The sequence below is a fragment of the Massilia rubra genome (assembly GCF_011682065.1).
In the GTDB taxonomy this organism is placed as follows: Bacteria; Pseudomonadota; Gammaproteobacteria; order Burkholderiales; family Burkholderiaceae_D; genus Telluria_A; species Telluria_A rubra.
On sequence record NZ_VUYU01000008.1, the window covers coordinates 85,356 to 101,608 of the forward strand.

The window sequence follows — 16,253 nt, forward strand, 5'->3', positions numbered from 1 at the left end:
TCGTGAGGGATGGGCGGATCACCGCCCAAAGTGGCGCAGGCTCGTGCATTCTACTGTGAAAATTGCGGTTAGGGGAGGGTTGTCCCGCATGTTCCGCGAGGCAACTTCAAACCGGTTTTGAGGCATGCGTCATTCATGCCGGGCGAATAATTGGTGTAGTCTCGATGGCCCTTAATCCCCCGCTCGGGGAGGATGTGGTACAAGCGTGCGGTACACTGAAAGGAACCATCGTGAATAAGCCGGTCGACAAAACAGCGCTGAAATTGCTATCGAAATATAGCAGCCTGTCGCAGGCGATTGCCCGTTCTGAACATCCACTGGAGGCATACGAACAGCGTTGGATCGACGCGCGCGGGGTCACCAGCGACGAGCAATTCGCTTACCTGAAACAGCAGGGCCTGGCCTTCGATCCGGTCGACATCGAGCATGATGAAGCGGTTCATCGCTGTGTCGAGTACGCGAAGCAATGCCAGAAGTCGCACGTGACCGATCTTTTCCTGTCGAGCTTCTCGAGCGGGCGCCTTGATTACCGCAGCGGCCTCGCGCCCTTTGCCATGATGCAGAGCATGCCCGATCACGGCTTCACGCAATCGTCCGCGCCGCGCTTTTGCGCCGTTTGTTCCGGCTACGATATCTATAGTGGGATGGACGCCACCGACTTGAATGTGGATCGCCACAGCGCCGGATCGATCGGCCTGCTGAAAACGCCGGAGGTGATCCAGTTTTACCTCGCTCAACATGTACAACTCGCCCGCCAGGCGCCCACGGCGGAGGATTTCCGCATTTTCAACGCGATTCTCGATACCTTGCGCTCGCTCGAGGCGCAGACCAAACCGACGGAAGTGCACCGATCCCTGAAAAAAATCGACGGTTTCAAGGCGAGCGTCCACCAGTGCAGGGTCTTGCTGGAAGCGCTGGGTATCGCCGGCATTCTGGAGACCGAGAAACACAAAGGCTACCTGACGCACTACACCAATCCCGGGCTTGCGCCATCGAAATCGCACAAATCCGATTGGGCCTACCCGGTCGATTTCTGGACCGGCGCCGATGGGGTTAACAAGGAAGCGCTCGCCTTCTGGTTTGGCGCCTATCCCGAGATCCGGCTTTGATGCGACGCCTTACCGCAAGCGCCGCCTCAGGCCCGCATGCGCCGCGCCGCCGCCACCATGTTGACCAGCGCCGCCTCGGTCTCGGCCCAGCCGCGCGTCTTCAGCCCGCAATCCGGATTGACCCACAAATTAGCCGCCGGAATCACCTGCGCCGCCTTGCGCAACAGGCGCTCGATGGCGTCCGTGCCCGGCACCGCCGGCGAATGAATGTCGTACACCCCCGGCCCGATCTCGTTCGGATAGCGGAACTTGCCAAAGCCATCTAATAGCGCCATGTCCGAGCGGCTCGTTTCGATGGTGATCACGTCGGCATCGAGCGCGGCGATCTGCGGCAGGATGTCGTTGAACTCGGCGTAGCACATATGCGTGTGAATCTGGGTGTCGTCGCGCGCCGCGCCGGCCGTGATGCGAAACGCGCGCGTGGCCCACGCCAGGTAATCGTCCCAGCGCGCGCGCCGCAGCGGCAAGCCTTCGCGCAGGGCCGGTTCGTCGATCTGGATGATGCCGATGGCCCCCGCCTGCAAGTCCGCCACTTCGTCGCGCATCGCCAGCGCGATCTGCAAGGCGGTCAGCGCGCGCGGCTGGTCGTCGCGCACGAACGACCATTGGAGGATGGTCACCGGCCCGGTCAGCATGCCCTTGACCGGGCGCGCCGACAGGCTTTGCGCATGCACGGCCCAGTCGACCGTCATCGCGCGCGGGCGCGCCACGTCGCCATACAGCACCGGCGGCTTAACGCAGCGCGAGCCGTACGATTGCACCCAGCCGTGCTGCGTAAACACGAAGCCGTCGAGCTGTTCGCCGAAATACTCGACCATGTCGTTGCGCTCGGCTTCGCCATGCACCAGCACGTCGAGCCCGATGGCTTCCTGGCGCGCCACCGCGTGCGCGATTTCGGCCCGCATCGCGTTTTGATACTGGGCCAGCGGCAGGGCGCCCCGACGGAAGGCGGCGCGCGCGGCGCGGATCGCCGCCGTCTGCGGAAACGAGCCGATGGTGGTGGTGGGAAACGCCGGCAGCCGCAAGCGCGCGCGCTGCACCACCTGGCGCGCGGCAAACGGGGCGCCGCGCCGGTCTGCGTCGCCCGGCAAGGCTTGCACCCGGGCCGCGACGGCGTCGCTGTGGACGCGGGTGCTGCGGGCGCGGCTGGCAATCGCGGCGCGTGCCTCCACCAACTGCGGCGCAGCGGCTCCGCGCAACGCGGCTTTCAGGGTTGCCAGCTCAGAGAGCTTTTCGGTGGCAAACGCCAGCCATGAACGCACCTCGGGGTCGAGCGCGCTTTCGTTGGCCAGGCTCAGGGGCACGTGCAGCAGCGAACACGAGGGCGCCAGCCAGAGCTCGCCGCGCTTGTCCAGCAGCGGCTTGAGCACGGCGATGGCCGCGTCGAGGTCGGTGCGCCAGATGTTGCGCCCGTCGACGATGCCGACCGACAGCACCTTGGGCAGGGCCAGCCAGTCGCACACACTGGTGAGCTCATGCGCCGCGCGCACGCCGTCCACATGCAGGCCGGCCACCGGCAGGCGGCAGGCCAGGCCGAGGTTTTCTTCCAGCGGCGAAAAATAGGTCGCCAGCATGATGCGCGCGCCGGACTGCGCCAGCAGCCAGTAGGCGATCTCGAAGGCGTTTCGCCATTCCTGCGGCAAGTCCAGCCCGAGGATCGGTTCGTCCACCTGCACCCATTCCACCCCCTGGGCTTTCAGGCGCATCAACAGGGTCGTGTAGACCGGCAGCAGTTTTTCGAGCAGGCTCAGGCGATCAAAACCGTCTTCGCGCGCCGTGCCCAGCCACAGGAAGGTGAGCGGGCCGATCAGGGTGGCCTTGACCCGGTGCCCGAGCGCTTGCGCCTCGGCCACTTCGGCCAGCAGGCGTTCGCCGGCCAGCGTAAAGGCTGTCTCCGGGCCGAATTCCGGGACCAGGTAATGATAGTTGGTGTCGAACCACTTGGTCATGTCGAGCGCGTGGCCGCTATGTTGTCCAGCATGCGGATGGGCGCAGCAATCGGTGTGCCCGCCGCGCTCGCCGCGCGCCATGGCGAAATAGCGCGTCAGCGGCGTGGCCGCCTCATCAAAACCGAAGCGCGCCGGTTCGCAGCCGAACAGCTGGATGTGGCTGGCAACCTGGTCGTAGAAGGCGAAGTCGCCCACCGTTACCAGTTCCAGCCCGGCGTCGGCCTGCAAGGCCCAGTGGCGCGCGCGCAGGGCGGCGCCGGCCGCTTCCAGCGCGGCTTCGTCGAGCTCGCCGCGCCAGAAGGCTTCGAGGGCGGTTTTCAGTTCGCGCCGCGCGCCGATGCGGGGAAAGCCAAGTACGTGGGTGTGCAGCGTTTTCATGATGTCATCGAGATTTCATTGTTGGTGTGTAAAGTTTGCGGCAAAGTGTCATATAATCAAAACGAAACCTTTTGCAGTTCCGCATGAAAAATTTTCATTGATCGAGACCATGCTAGAACTTCGACATCTGCGCACGCTGACCGCCTTGCGCTCCTCCGGCAGCCTGGTGCGCGCCGCCCAACTGCTGAACCTGACGCAATCGGCCCTGTCGCACCAGGTCAAGCTGATGGAAGAGCGCTATGGCGCACCCCTGTTCGAGCGCAAGTCGCTGCCGATCGCGTTTACCGCCACCGGCATGCGCCTGTTGCAGCTGGCCGACCAGGTGCTGCCCGAGGTCGAGCAGGCCGAACGCGACGTAGCGCGCCTGTCGCAGGGCGACCGCGGCCAGTTGCGCGTGGCGCTCGAATGCCACACCTGCTTCGACTGGCTGATGCCGGTGATGGACGCCTTCCGCCAGCGCTGGCCCGACGTCGAGATCGACCTGGTGTCGGGCTTTCACAGCGAGCCGATCGACCTGCTGCGCAGCGGCCAGGCCGACCTGGTGATCGGCTCGGCCGGCGGGCCGGAGTACACCGTGTTCCCCCTGTTCCGCTACGAAATCCTGGTGGTGCTGGCCCAGAAGCACCGCCTGGCCACCCAGCGCCGCCTGGAAGCGCCCGACTTCGAGGGCGAAACCCTGATCACCTACCCGGTGCCGGAAGAGCGGATCGACCTGATCCGCGAGGTCTTGCGCCCCGCCAAGGTGAGCTTCGAGCGCCGCACGGCCGAGCTGACCGTGGCCATCCTCCAGCTTGTCGCCAGCCGGCGCGGCTTGGCCGCGCTGCCCAACTGGGCCATCAAGAATTACGTCGATTACGATTACGTGCTGTCGCGCCCGGTGGGCGAGTTCGGCCTGTGGAGCGACCTGTTCGTATCGGTGCCGCCGGCGCTGGCGGCCAAGGCCTACGTGAGCGACTTCGTCGGGGTAATCCGCGAACAATGCGCGCGCACCCTGGACGGCATCACCCTGCTTAGCTGATATTCAAGCGGGGTAATTTGCGGCCGCACGGCAATCCCCGATTGTTTTTAGTAAATAAGCTGATAAGATTGATTTTGCTCAAACTCGAACGGAACCTGGAAACTAAGATGGAGGACTTTGTCACGCTGTGAGCTGTCAAAGCCTGTCCATCCGAAAAGGGAAACCATGTTTTCAAGTTCCGACCCATTTTTCCGCTCCATGCGGGAACTGTTCGACACCCAAGCGGGCATGTATCAACGCAGCGTCCACGCAGCCATGGATGCGGGTGTGTCCGCGACGCAAGTCAATGTCGATTCGATAAGAACCCTGCTTGCCACCGCCACCGTCGCCATCCGGCAGTGGCAATGCGCGGGCGGCGCCAGCAACTGGCTGACCCCGGTTCCGCGCGATGCATGGCAGTTTGCAATTTTCGGTCGGCCCCAGCTGGCCGCGCCGCCCGCCGGCGCAGCCTCTGGAACGGCGGCCGGCACCGCGCTCGCCGAAGGGCAAGCCTAGTGCCGGGCCGCTCACTTGAAACCCCACTGGCCACAGCGCCAGAACACAGCACATCGGAGATTCACATGGAAGACGTCGTAATCGTGGCCGCTGGCCGTACCGCAGTCGGTAAATTTGGCGGCGCACTCGCGAAAATCCCCGCCGCCGAACTGGGCGCCCACGTCATCAAGCACCTGCTGGCCAAGATCGACCTCGATCCGGCCAAAGTGAACGAGGTCATCCTCGGTCAGGTGCTCACCGCCGGCGCCGGCCAGGGCCCTGCGCGCCAGGCCGCCCTCAAGGCCGGCTTGCCCGACATGGTGCCGGCGTTCACCGTCGGTAAAGTCTGCGGCAGCGGCCTGAAGGCCACCCACCTGGCGGCCCAGGCCATCAAGTGCGGCGACGCCGACATCATCATCGCCGGCGGCCAGGAAAACATGAGCGCCTCGCCGCACGTGCTGCCCGGCTCGCGCGACGGTTTCCGCATGGGCGACACCAAGCTGGTCGACACCATGATCGTCGACGGCCTGTGGGACGCCTTCAACCAGTACCACATGGGCGTCACGGCCGAAAACGTCGCCAAGAAGTATGAAGTCTCGCGCGCCGAGCAGGACGAATTCGCGCTGCAATCGCAGCTCAAGGCCGAGGCCGCGCAAAAGGCTGGCAAGTTCAAGGATGAAATCATTCCCTTCGAAATCGTGTCCAAGAAGGGCACCATCGTGTTCGACACCGACGAGTATCCGAAGCACGGCACCACGCTCGAATCGCTGGCCAGCCTGCGCCCCGCTTTCGACAAAGCTGGTACGGTTACGGCCGGCAATGCGTCGGGCCTGAACGATGGCGCCGCCGCCGTGATCATGATGTCCGCGTCCAAGGCCAAGGAACTGGGCCTCAAGCCGCTGGCGCGCATCAAGGCCTATTCCTCGGCCGGGCTGGACCCGTCCATCATGGGCATGGGCCCGGTCTCGGCGACCAAGCTGTGCCTGCAAAAAGCCGGCTGGACCCACGAAGACGTGGACCTGATGGAAATTAACGAAGCCTTCGCCGCACAGGCGGTTGCCGTCAACAAAGAAATGGGCTGGGATACCAGCAAGATCAACGTCAACGGCGGTGCAATTGCACTGGGGCACCCGATTGGTGCATCGGGCTGCCGCGTGCTGGTGACCTTGCTGCACGAAATGATCCGCCGCGACGCCAAGCGCGGGCTGGCCAGCCTGTGCATCGGCGGCGGCATGGGAGTTGCTTTGGCAGTAGAACGCGACTGAACCTCGTTGCGCGCAAGCGCAATGGCGTGACACGGAGCGACAATGAGCGCAGCGGGGCACGACCCGGCGGCGCTCGAGCGGAGCAAGGGCGGTTCCAATCCCGCCCCCGCGATTTGGTTGGAGTTGGTGTACAAAAACAGGAGAAGACAACATGGCTAGAGTTGCATTAGTGACCGGCGGTATGGGCGGTTTGGGCGAGGCGGTCTGTTTCAAACTGGCCGCTCTCGGGTATCGGGTCGTCACCACGTATTCCCCTGGTAACAAAAAGGTCGCCGAATGGCTGGCGACCACCAAGGACATGGGCTACGACTTCAAGGCGTATGAGTGCGACGTGGCCGACTACGATTCGGCGCAAGCCTGCGTGGCCAAGATCCAGGATGAAGTCGGCCTGATCGACGTGCTGGTCAACAACGCCGGCATCACGCGCGACATGACGTTCAAGAAAATGGACAAGCCGAACTGGGACGCCGTCATGGCGACCAACCTCGACTCCGTTTTCAACATGACCAAGCCGGTGTGCGATGGCATGGTCGAGCGCGGCTGGGGCCGCATCATCAACATCTCGTCGGTGAACGGGCAGAAGGGCGCCTTCGGCCAGACCAACTATTCGGCCGCCAAGGCCGGCATGCACGGCTTCACCAAGGCGCTGGCGCTGGAAGTGGCGCGCAAGGGCGTGACCGTCAACACCATCTCGCCAGGCTACATCGGCACCAAGATGGTCATGGAAATCCCGAAAGAAGTGCTCGACACCAAGATCATCCCGCAAATTCCGATGGCGCGCCTGGGCAAGCCGGAAGAAGTCGCCGGCCTGGTCGCCTACCTGTCGTCGGACGAAGCCGCTTTTGTGACGGGCGCTAACATCGCCATCAACGGCGGACAGCACATGTCCTGATCGCCGCTGGCGTTGGCATCATCAAAAAGCACTGCCCGCGGGGTGGTGCTTTTTTTCTTGAAATTGTAGTTACGCAAAGGCGGTTAATGAGCAGTACTGCATTTGATATTCTTGCGATTGCCGATACCTTCACGCCGGTTCGCAAGAAAAATAGTCGTACCCGATTAGAATTGCTGGCGCACCGTATCTTGCGCTACAGCTTTCTGCTTGCGCTGGGGCTGTTCGCGATTGCATTGCTGTTTCTCGCATGGCATCAGTTTCGCTCGCCACTTTCCGGATTGGAAGTGGACATTGTGCGCGGATTGACGCTTGGAACCCTGTTCATGCTCTTTCTTTGCCTGGGGGCACTGGCCGTTGAAGTGATGTGCTGGGCTGTCGCACTCAAGCGCAGCCTGTGGCGTGGCTTCGTGTCGGAACTTCAATGGGATCTTGGCCAGGCCGGACAGTTGGACCAATTCGACAAAAAAGACTTGAAGCGCGCCTGCGAGTTCCTGGAATTGAGGACCAATCGTGCGCGTGAGCGAATCAAATCCTTCGTTGGCGGCACAGACAAGCTGGCATTGTTGGTACTACTGGCAGGTGCTTGGGCGGTTTATAAAGAAGTACCTTGGCGGACATCACTTTTTCGTGCCGATTGGGCTGATCCTGCCTATTTTCCCGGCACTGCCCTGTTTTTGCTCTTTGTATTTGGCATGGGCACAATCACTGGCGCGGTTATCCTGAACTTCCAGGTGCAGCGATACGTTTATCAGCTTGAAGTCCTCAAGCTGCAATTGTCTACGCGAGATTAGCATGGCCCTCAGCGTCAAACCCTATATACGCGAAATTTCGATCGCTGATGAAGCCGAGATCGATTTCGACAGCTATCCCTTCACTATTCCCGCCGTGCGCGACATGGGGGTGATCGAGCCGCACGCCGACGTGACTTTTTTCGTCGGTGAAAACGGCGCCGGCAAGTCGACCCTGCTCGAAGCGATTGCCGTGGCGATGGGCCTGCCCAGCGAAGGCGGCAGCCGCAACGTTCATCGCGCGCAGCAGGATGTGTCATCGCTGCATGGCTGCCTGAAACTCGTGAAGAGCTTCCGCAAACCGGCCTGGTCGTACTTCCTGCGTGCCGAAAGCCTGTTCAACGTGTTCAGTTACATCGACGAGGTCGGCAGCCTGAAGCCATCGAAGCACACCCGTTCGCACGGCGAAGCGTTCATGGACGTGATCCTGGAGTTTTCCGCTGGCGGCCTGTACCTGCTCGACGAGCCCGAGGCGGCTCTCTCGCCCAATCGCCAGCTGGCCGCGTTGTCAGCCATCGACCAGCTGGTCAAGCAGGACTGCCAGTTCATCATCGCCACCCATTCGCCGATCCTGCTGTCGTACCCGAACGCCAAAATCCTGCAGTTCGACGGCAGCGGCATCACTGAAGTGGCGTTTGAGGACACCGAACACTTTGCGGTGACGCGCGACTTTCTCAACCACTATCCGCAGCGCCTCAAGCAACTGCTTGCCGATGACTGACCACAGGAACACCACCGACTTGAATACCACCTCCACGCTCACCTTCAGGCTCGCCACCGTTGCCGACATCGCCGCCATGTCGGCCATTCGCCTGGCCGTCACCGAAAACCGCCTGCGCGATGCGGGCCGCATCACCACCGCCATGTACCGCGACTATCTGGATGGCGTGGGCCGCAGCTGGGTGTGCGAGGACGACGGCGTCATCGCCGGCTTTGCCAGCGCCGACCGCGCACAAGGGTCGATCTGGGCGCTGTTCATCGACCCGGCGCGCGAAGGGCAGGGCATCGGCAAGCGCCTGCTGGCGCTGGCGGTCGAGGATTTGTTCGCACAGGGGCACGAGCAGATCGTGCTCTCGACCGGCGCCGACACGCGCGCCGACATCTTTTACGAATCGCAGGGATGGGAGCGCGGCAAGATGAAAGACGATATCGAAGTCCAGTATTCGCTGCAACGCCTGCGCGAGGCGCCTGCGGCGACCGACAATCTGTACGAAGCGAGCGTGCCGGTGTTCCGGCGCTACCTGGGCCGGCTGCGCGCCATGCTGGCGCTGGCCGAAGCGCATCCGCAAGGCCCCGCGCTGTTGGAAGCGCGCCTGGCGCCGGGCATGCTGACCCTGGCGGTGCAGGCCGAGGTGGCGGCCAATTTCGCCGTGCGCGCCTGCGCCCCTCTGGCCGGCAGCACCTTGTCAGACAGCGGCGCCTTTCCCGCCAGCGCGCTGCGCGACAGCGGCAAGTTCCCGGCGACCTACAAGGGCCTCGGCCAGCGCATCGACTTCGTGCTCGGTTTCCTGGACGCGCTCACGCCCGCGCAGTTCGACGGCGCCGCCAGCCGCATGTTCAGCGACCGCGCCGGCGAAGCCCTGGTCACCTTGCCCGGCCAGCCCTTCCTGCTGCAGTACGCGCTGCCGAACTTCTTTTTTCACCTGACCGCCGCTTACGCCATCCTGCGCCAGAACGGCGTTGCGATCGGCAAGGCCGATTTTGACGGGTTTCATGTCTACACCAATGCTTGACCGTTCGCCGGCGGCTTTGCTGCACGAACTGCTGCTGCGCGGCCTGTGGAGCACCGTGATCGACGAAGCCGCGCCGGAAGCGCTGCGGCGCCAGGGCGGCGCGGTAGCGCGCTTGCTCGCTGCCGGCGTCGACCCGCACGACCTGGTGGACGTCATCCGCGAGGCGCAGGTCGACACCATCTACAACGTGGCGCAACTGATCGACTGGCCCGATGAGCATCTGGCGCCGGATGCGGCGCCCGAGGTCCGGTTGACTGCAAGCCTGGTGCACGCCGCCGGCGTGGCGCAGCCGCTGCCCGAGCTGCATTCCTGCCTGATGGAGCGCGACCCGAGCGGGCGCGCGGGCGAGCCGCGTTCTCCCGAGCTGCGTCAATACGGCATGCTCGAGGCGGACGTGCGGCAGCAAATCGGCGCCCTGATCGGCGAGCGTAAATTCCCGGCCGCCGCCGTCCTGTGGAAGCGGCACGCCGGCGGCGATCTGAAAGCCGCCCTGGCCGCGGTACAGCAGCTGGCCGCGCAAGCGTGGCAGGGCGCCTGCTGAAGCGGCGGCCGCTCCGCGCCAGTGCGCTACAATCGACTGTCAACCATAAGAGGACTCCCATGCCCGCTATCCCGACCTGCCTGTTCCCGCCGATCCAGCCGACCCGGCACGGCATGCTGCAAGTCGATGCGGTCCATACCATCTACTGGGAGGAAGTGGGCAACCCGAAAGGCATCCCCGTGCTGTTCCTGCACGGCGGGCCGGGCGCGGGCCTGTCGCCCCAGCACCGGCGCTTTTTCGACCCGCAGCAGTACCGCATCATCCTGTTCGACCAGCGCGGCGCCGGCAAGTCGACCCCGCTGGGCGAGTGGCGCGACAACACCACCCAACTGCTGATCGACGATATCGAAACCCTGCGCGCGCAGTTCGGCGTGGACAAGTGGCTGGTGTTCGGCGGCTCGTGGGGCTCGACCCTGGCGCTGGCCTACGGCGAAGCGCATCCCGAGCGCTGCCTCGGCTTTATCCTGCGCGGGATTTTCCTGTGCACCGCCGCCGAAGTGGACTGGTTCCTGCACGGCGTGCGCTGGTTCTACCCGGAGCTGTACGACGAATTCGTGGCCCCGATTCCCGAAGCCGAGCGGGCCGACCTGCTCACCGCCTACACCACGCGCATGCTGTGCGACGATCCGGCCGTGTACTGGCCGGCGGCGCGCGCCTGGAGCCGCTTCGAAGGACGGCGCGTGTTCCTGCTGCCGCAGCCGGAAGACACCGCCTCCGACACGCTCGATCTGGGCGTGGGCCGGCTCGAATCGCACTACATGGCCAACGGCGGCTTTTTGCGCGAAGACCAGTTGGTGCAGGACGTCGGCCGCATCGCGCACCTGCCGTGCGTGATCGTGCAGGGCCGCTACGACGTCATTTGCCCGCCGCTGTCGGCCTACCGCCTGCACCAGGCCTGGCCCGGTGCGCGCCTGCGCATGGTGGCCGACGCCGGCCATGGCGCGCTGGAGGCGGGCATCGCCCGGGCGCTGGTGGGCGCCACCGAGCAGTTCAAGCGCAGCGGGCGCTTCGATTAGCGACGGCGGGGGTGGCCCTGCTACACTAGCGGCTGTGCATGCATAACCACTATTTTAGCGCCCTATGAACCTCCAGCTCACCGATATCGGCCACGTCATCCAGTTGGCCATTGCGCCGGTGTTCCTGCTCACCGGCGTATGCACCAACCTGATGGTGCTGACCAACCGCCTGGCGCGCATCATCGACCGCTCGCGCGTGCTGGAAGATCGCCTCGACATCGCCTACCAGGACGCCTACATGGACGAACTGGATGTGCTGTACCGGCGCTGGCACCTGATTAACTACGCCATTGCACTGAGCACCGCCTGCGGCCTGCTCATTTGCCTGGTCATTGCGCTGCTGTTCCTGGGCGATACCACCAACGTCCCGCTCGACCAGTATATCGCCGGCCTGTTCGTGATCGCGATGCTGTGCCTGATCGGCGCCTTCGTGTACCTGCTGGTCGAAATTTTTGTCGCGTCCAAGACGCTGCGTTCGCGCAGGCACGTGCGTCCGCCCGGGTCCCTGCCGAATCCACACTAACAGATTGAATTTTCTTATGCACGATTATCAACGTCCCCCGACCCTGTACCGCTACGCGCCGCGCGCCGAACTGGAAGCCGCGCTGACCCTGGGGCAGTTTCGCCTGGTCCCGGTCAACAACTGCCTGACCCTGTCGTTTTCGCAGGCCTGGGACAAAGCCCTGTTCGACGTGTTTTCGCCGGCCGACTGCTGCCTGGTGATCCACAATAGCGAGGAATTCGGCGAGCGCCTGCACCGCGCCGTGCAGCGCACCCTGCCAAGTTGGGCCGGCATCGACGGCGCCGTCGAATACGGCGTGCGCGCGGCCCTGGGCGCGGCCTTCACCAAGAGCAGCGCCGAAGCCGAAGAACGCGAGTGGCAGTTCGCCTGGCGCGCCATGGCGCCGCAAATGAGTCTCAATCCCGTGACGGTCAAGATCGGCAGCATCGAAACCTTCGCCGAACTGCGCGAGCCGCACAGCTACCAGGCCTAGTTACCTGCCTCAGTTACCGGGACTGTCGCCCCGTTCGAGCCGCGCCAGCACCGCTTTCATCATGCGCTCGATGTCGGAGCGGATGATGTTCGCCCCCAGCATGCCGGGCACGTAGAACTTCGGCACCAGCTTGCCGCTGTAGACGATGCGCGTGCCGCCCGTCTCGGGCACCGGCACCAGCTCCCAGCGGCACTGGTAGACGCGCATGTCGCCGGTGACCAGGCTGATGTCGATGGCCGTCATCGGCTCTTCGCTGGCCTGCACGATCAGGTGGATATCGCGCCGGATGAACAAAAAGCTGGCCACCCCGAACTGCTCGATGATGGCCTTGTTGCCGGTGCGCGAAAGGACCTTGGACGTTTTCAGGTCCGGCACGAACTCGGACATGCGGTCGTAATTGGTCAGCACCTTCCATACGGCGGCCGGCGACGCGCGTACCTCGCCGCTCGACGCGACCTCGAACACATGCTGGTCGGCCACGTCGACACGCTTGACCGTCACCTCCAGCCTGGATTGGGCCAGGACGGGCTCGGAACAGGCGAGAAGGCAACAAAATAGGATTCGCGGAAACATGGACCCAGCCTACGGGAAAGCGGCGGGCCTGACAAGCAGGCACGCTCAAGCGTGCGCGCGATAGCGGGTCGGCGGGCCGGCCAAAGATTAGAACCCGGCATCTACAGAAGTAGGTTGTAATGTCGTCTCGACATGCAGTGCCGACGCTCCGTCTTTACGCCTCCACCCAACCGACCATGACAAACCAACCTTATCCCCACCTGCTCGCGCCCCTGGACCTCGGCTTTATGACCCTGCGCAACCGCGTCATCATGGGGTCGATGCACACCGGGCTGGAAGACCGCTTCTACAACTACGGCAAGCTGGCCGCGTTCTACCGCGAGCGCGCCAGGGGTGGCGTGGGGCTGATCGTCACCGGCGGCATCTCGCCCAACCGCCAGGGCTGGCTGCTGCCGTTCGGCGGCACCCTCAATTTCGCGGGCGACGTGATCAACCACCGGCGCGTGACGAAGGCGGTGCACGAGGAGGGCGGCAAGATCCTGATGCAGATCCTGCATTCGGGGCGCTACGGCTACCAGCCGCTGGTGGTGTCGGCGTCGAACGTGAAGTCGCCGATTTCGCCGTTCAAGCCGCGTGCGCTGAGCGAAGCCGGGATCGAAGCGACCATCCGCGACTACGCGCGCTGCGCCAGGTTGGCCAAACGGGCCGGCTACGACGGCATCGAAGTGATGGGCAGCGAAGGCTACCTGCTCAACCAGTTCCTGTGCGCGCGCACCAACCTGCGCCAGGACCGCTGGGGCGGCAGCATCGAGAACCGCATGCGCCTGGCCATCGAGATCATCAAGCGGATTCGCCTGGCGGTCGGTACGGACTTCATCATCATGTACCGCCACTCGCTGCTCGACCTGGTCGAAGGCGGCAACACCTGGGACGAGGTGGTCAAGGTGGCGCATGCGCTGGAAAGCGCCGGCGTCACCATCCTCAACACGGGGTATGGCTGGCACGAAGCGCGCGTGCCGACCATCGTCACCTCGGTGCCGCGCGCCGCTTTTGCCAGCGTGGCCGGGCGCCTGCGGCGCGAGGTAAAGATTCCGGTGGTGGCGTCGAACCGCATCAACATGCCGTTCGAAGCGAACGACATCATCGCGCGCGGCGACGCCGACATGGTGTCGATGGCGCGCCCATTCCTGGCCGACGCGCAGTTCGTGGCCAAGGCGGCGGCCGGGCGGGCCGACGAGATCAACACCTGCATCGGCTGCAACCAGGCCTGCCTCGATCACACCTTCTCGAACAAGCGCGCCAGCTGCCTGGTGAACCCGCGCGCCTGCCACGAGACGGAGCTGGTGTACGCGCCCACGCGCCGCGCGCGCAAGGTGGCGGTGGTGGGCGCCGGCCCGGCGGGCTTGTCGGCGGCGACCGTGGCGGCCGAATGCGGGCACGCGGTGACCCTGTTCGATTCGAGCGACACGGTCGGCGGGCAATTCAAGATCGCCATGCAAATCCCGGGCAAGGAAGAATTCGCCGAAACGATCCGCTATTTTTCGCGCAAGCTGGAGCTGACCGGCGTGACCGTGCGCCTGGGTGAACGGATCACGCGCGAGGCGCTGCTGGCCGGTGGTTTCGACGACGTGATCGTCGCCACCGGGATCAAGGTGCGCATGCCGCCGATCGAAGGGATCAAGCATCCCAAGGTGCTGTCCTACATCGACGTGTTGCAGAACAAGGCGCCGGTGGGCAAGCGCGTGGCGATCATCGGCGCGGGCGGGATCGGGTTTGACGTAGGCGAGTATTTGCTGCACAACCCGGCGCACCCCTTGCCGTTGCCGGTGGCCGAGTGGGCCGGCGAGTGGGGCGTGGACCTGGAAGCGACCACCAGCGGCGGCCTGGTGGCGCCGCACGCGGCCGAACCGGTGCGCCAGCTGTTCCTGATGCAGCGCAAGGCATCCAAGCTGGGAGCGGGGCTGGGCAAGACATCCGGCTGGGTGCACCGCGCGACCTTGAGCAGGAATGGCGTGGTGATGCTGGCGGGGGTCACGTACAACAAGATCGACGATCACGGGCTGCATGTCACGGTGAACGGGGAAGAGCGCCTGATCGCGGTCGACAATGTGATCATCTGCGCGGGGCAGGACAGTTTGACGGAGCTGATGCCGGAAGAGGGGGCGGCGGCGCAGGGCGGGCCGGTGTTCCACAAGATCGGCGGGGCGGCGCTGGCGGCCGAACTCGATGCCAAGCGCGCCATCAAGGAAGGTGCGGAACTGGCGGCGCGGCTGTAAGCGACGGTCAATGCCGCAATCGGGTTTCGTCCCACGATGTAGAGCCGTCGTCCCCGCGCAGGCGGGGAACCATGACATCCGTGCGCATCGGTGCTATGGACCCCCGCCTGTGCGGGGGCGACGGTTCATGATGCACGGGGATCAGGGCATGCAGCGCGGTGTTTTACTTACTTCTTGCGCACCACCACGCACCCGATCGAATACCCCGCCCCAAACGAGCAAATCACGCCGTGCGAGCCGCTCGGCATATCGTCCTGGTACTTGTGGAAGGCGATGATCGAACCGGCCGACGAGGTGTTGGCGTACGTGTCGAGGATGACCGGCGCTTCCTGCGGCTCGGCGTCGCGCCCGAGCAGCATGCGGGTGATCAGCAAATTCATGTTCAGGTTGGCCTGGTGCAGCCAGTAGCGCGATACCTGCGCCACTTCCAGCCCGGCGTTGGTGACCGTCTCGCGGATCATCTCGGCCGCCATCGGGCACACTTCCTTGAACACCTTGCGGCCCTGCTGGCGAAACAGCTTGTCCGGCTTGCCCATGCCCGATTCGTCGAAACGGTTCATGAAGCCGAAGTTGTTGCGGATGTTGTTCGAAAATTTGGTCTTGAGCTTCGACTCCAGGATCTCGAACTGGTGCGCGCTGGTCGCCGTGTCGGCCGCTTCGATCACGATCGCGGTGCAGGCGTCGCCGAAAATGAAGTGGCTGTCGCGGTCGCGGAAGTTCAGGTGGCCGCTGGTGATTTCGGGATTGAGCACCAGCACCGCGCGCGCCTGGCCGCTTTGCACCGCCGCCATCGCCGTCTGGATGCCGAAGGTGGCCGAGGAACAGGCCACGTTCATGTCGAAGCCGAAGCCGTCGATGCCCAGCGCTTCCTGCACCTCGACCGCCATGGCCGGGTAGGCGCGCTGCATGTTGCTGCAGGCGACCAGCACCATGTCGATGTCGGCCGCCGTGCGTCCGGCCCGGTCCAGCGCCTGCAGCGCCGCCGCCACGCAGATTTCGGCCTGCAGCGAGATGACCTCGTCGGCGCGCTCGGGAATGCGCGCCGTCATGCGCGCCGGATCGAGAATGCCGGTTTTTTCCATCACATAGCGCGATTTGATGCCCGAGGCTTTTTCGATAAAGGCCGCGCTCGAGCCTTCGATGGCCGTCAGCTCGCCCGCCGCGATGGCAGCGGCGTGCTCGGCGTTGTACAGCTCGGCGTAGGCGTTGAAGGCGACAACCAGCTCTTCGTTGGAGATCGAATGGGGCGGCGTGAACAGGCCCGTGCCGCTGATGACGACTTGTTTCATGGTGGAGCTTTCAAATA

16 protein-coding genes are annotated in these 16,253 nt (G+C 64.3%); 13 read left to right on the plus strand and 3 right to left on the minus strand.

From position 1 onward, the window contains the following. Positions 1 to 164 precede the first annotated feature (164 nt). Positions 165 to 1,109, plus strand: a complete 945-nt coding sequence (locus tag F0185_RS14240) for a hypothetical protein (RefSeq protein WP_167225455.1) — start codon at positions 165 to 167, stop codon at positions 1,107 to 1,109. A gap of 26 nt (positions 1,110 to 1,135) precedes the next feature. On the opposite strand, the gene metE is transcribed toward F0185_RS14240, so the two are convergent. Then, the gene (gene metE / locus F0185_RS14245; protein WP_167225457.1) at positions 1,136 to 3,436 is read right to left on the minus strand and encodes a 5-methyltetrahydropteroyltriglutamate--homocysteine S-methyltransferase; all 2,301 of its coding nucleotides are present in this window, start codon (positions 3,434 to 3,436) and stop codon (positions 1,136 to 1,138) included. 109 nt (positions 3,437 to 3,545) lie between these two features. Between metE and F0185_RS14250 the strand changes: the two genes are divergently transcribed. From F0185_RS14250 to F0185_RS14300, 11 genes are all read left to right on the plus strand, one after another. Next, positions 3,546 to 4,454, plus strand: coding sequence for a LysR family transcriptional regulator (locus F0185_RS14250; protein WP_167225459.1), 909 nt, complete (start codon positions 3,546 to 3,548; stop codon positions 4,452 to 4,454). Between the two features lie 165 nt (positions 4,455 to 4,619). After that, the gene (locus F0185_RS14255; protein WP_167225461.1) at positions 4,620 to 4,949 is read left to right on the plus strand and encodes a hypothetical protein; all 330 of its coding nucleotides are present in this window, start codon (positions 4,620 to 4,622) and stop codon (positions 4,947 to 4,949) included. Positions 4,950 to 5,014: 65 nt separating this feature from the next. Further along, positions 5,015 to 6,193 carry an acetyl-CoA C-acetyltransferase gene (locus tag F0185_RS14260; RefSeq protein WP_167225463.1) on the plus strand — a complete coding sequence of 393 codons (1,179 nt, stop codon included), beginning with the start codon at positions 5,015 to 5,017 and terminating at the stop codon, positions 6,191 to 6,193. A 151-nt stretch (positions 6,194 to 6,344) separates the two neighbouring features. Further along, on the plus strand, positions 6,345 to 7,085 hold the full coding sequence (phbB, locus tag F0185_RS14265) for an acetoacetyl-CoA reductase (RefSeq protein ID WP_126073641.1): 741 nt from the start codon (positions 6,345 to 6,347) through the stop codon (positions 7,083 to 7,085). Positions 7,086 to 7,171: 86 nt separating this feature from the next. Continuing rightward, the gene (locus F0185_RS14270) at positions 7,172 to 7,876 is read left to right on the plus strand and encodes a YuaM family protein (protein ID WP_167225465.1); all 705 of its coding nucleotides are present in this window, start codon (positions 7,172 to 7,174) and stop codon (positions 7,874 to 7,876) included. Position 7,877: 1 nt separating this feature from the next. Next, positions 7,878 to 8,594 carry an AAA family ATPase gene (locus F0185_RS14275; protein WP_167225467.1) on the plus strand — a complete coding sequence of 239 codons (717 nt, stop codon included), beginning with the start codon at positions 7,878 to 7,880 and terminating at the stop codon, positions 8,592 to 8,594. After that, positions 8,587 to 9,606: a DUF1993 family protein gene (locus tag F0185_RS14280; RefSeq protein ID WP_167225469.1), complete on the plus strand. Its 1,020-nt coding sequence runs from the start codon at positions 8,587 to 8,589 to the stop codon at positions 9,604 to 9,606. Before F0185_RS14275 ends, F0185_RS14280 begins: the two co-directional genes overlap by 8 nt. Next, the gene (locus F0185_RS14285; protein ID WP_167225471.1) at positions 9,587 to 10,147 is read left to right on the plus strand and encodes a hypothetical protein; all 561 of its coding nucleotides are present in this window, start codon (positions 9,587 to 9,589) and stop codon (positions 10,145 to 10,147) included. The genes F0185_RS14280 and F0185_RS14285 overlap by 20 nt, the downstream gene beginning before the upstream one ends. A gap of 59 nt (positions 10,148 to 10,206) precedes the next feature. Further along, positions 10,207 to 11,163: a prolyl aminopeptidase gene (pip, locus tag F0185_RS14290; RefSeq protein WP_167225473.1), complete on the plus strand. Its 957-nt coding sequence runs from the start codon at positions 10,207 to 10,209 to the stop codon at positions 11,161 to 11,163. 64 nt (positions 11,164 to 11,227) lie between these two features. Beyond that, on the plus strand, positions 11,228 to 11,686 hold the full coding sequence (locus F0185_RS14295) for a DUF2721 domain-containing protein (protein WP_167077931.1): 459 nt from the start codon (positions 11,228 to 11,230) through the stop codon (positions 11,684 to 11,686). Between the two features lie 16 nt (positions 11,687 to 11,702). Beyond that, entirely contained in the window at positions 11,703 to 12,158 is a 456-nt protein-coding gene (locus F0185_RS14300) for a hypothetical protein (RefSeq protein WP_166891343.1), read from the plus strand. A gap of 9 nt (positions 12,159 to 12,167) precedes the next feature. On the opposite strand, the gene F0185_RS14305 is transcribed toward F0185_RS14300, so the two are convergent. Next, complete coding sequence (locus tag F0185_RS14305) at positions 12,168 to 12,659, minus strand: SRPBCC family protein (RefSeq protein ID WP_368737917.1); 492 nt, start codon at positions 12,657 to 12,659, stop codon at positions 12,168 to 12,170. Positions 12,660 to 12,907: 248 nt separating this feature from the next. Between F0185_RS14305 and F0185_RS14310 the strand changes: the two genes are divergently transcribed. Beyond that, positions 12,908 to 14,947: an NADPH-dependent 2,4-dienoyl-CoA reductase gene (locus F0185_RS14310; RefSeq protein ID WP_167225475.1), complete on the plus strand. Its 2,040-nt coding sequence runs from the start codon at positions 12,908 to 12,910 to the stop codon at positions 14,945 to 14,947. 167 nt (positions 14,948 to 15,114) lie between these two features. On the opposite strand, the gene F0185_RS14315 is transcribed toward F0185_RS14310, so the two are convergent. Continuing rightward, a complete protein-coding gene (locus F0185_RS14315; protein ID WP_167225477.1) occupies positions 15,115 to 16,236 on the minus strand; it encodes a beta-ketoacyl-ACP synthase III in 1,122 nt (373 codons plus the stop codon). Positions 16,237 to 16,253: the final 17 nt, after the last annotated feature.

Coding starts and splice junctions, on each gene's coding strand:
- pip (WP_167225473.1), top strand. CDS start 10,207: ATGCCCGCTATCCCGACCTGCCTGTTCCCGCCGATCCAGCCGACCCGG.
- F0185_RS14255 (WP_167225461.1), top strand. CDS start 4,620: ATGTTTTCAAGTTCCGACCCATTTTTCCGCTCCATGCGGGAACTGTTC.
- F0185_RS14300 (WP_166891343.1), top strand. CDS start 11,703: ATGCACGATTATCAACGTCCCCCGACCCTGTACCGCTACGCGCCGCGC.
- F0185_RS14260 (WP_167225463.1), top strand. CDS start 5,015: ATGGAAGACGTCGTAATCGTGGCCGCTGGCCGTACCGCAGTCGGTAAA.
- F0185_RS14250 (WP_167225459.1), top strand. CDS start 3,546: ATGCTAGAACTTCGACATCTGCGCACGCTGACCGCCTTGCGCTCCTCC.
- F0185_RS14280 (WP_167225469.1), top strand. CDS start 8,587: ATGACTGACCACAGGAACACCACCGACTTGAATACCACCTCCACGCTC.
- F0185_RS14270 (WP_167225465.1), top strand. CDS start 7,172: ATGAGCAGTACTGCATTTGATATTCTTGCGATTGCCGATACCTTCACG.
- F0185_RS14275 (WP_167225467.1), top strand. CDS start 7,878: ATGGCCCTCAGCGTCAAACCCTATATACGCGAAATTTCGATCGCTGAT.
- F0185_RS14315 (WP_167225477.1), bottom strand. CDS start 16,236: ATGAAACAAGTCGTCATCAGCGGCACGGGCCTGTTCACGCCGCCCCAT.
- phbB (WP_126073641.1), top strand. CDS start 6,345: ATGGCTAGAGTTGCATTAGTGACCGGCGGTATGGGCGGTTTGGGCGAG.
- F0185_RS14310 (WP_167225475.1), top strand. CDS start 12,908: ATGACAAACCAACCTTATCCCCACCTGCTCGCGCCCCTGGACCTCGGC.
- F0185_RS14240 (WP_167225455.1), top strand. CDS start 165: ATGGCCCTTAATCCCCCGCTCGGGGAGGATGTGGTACAAGCGTGCGGT.
- F0185_RS14295 (WP_167077931.1), top strand. CDS start 11,228: ATGAACCTCCAGCTCACCGATATCGGCCACGTCATCCAGTTGGCCATT.
- F0185_RS14285 (WP_167225471.1), top strand. CDS start 9,587: ATGTCTACACCAATGCTTGACCGTTCGCCGGCGGCTTTGCTGCACGAA.
- metE (WP_167225457.1), bottom strand. CDS start 3,436: ATGAAAACGCTGCACACCCACGTACTTGGCTTTCCCCGCATCGGCGCG.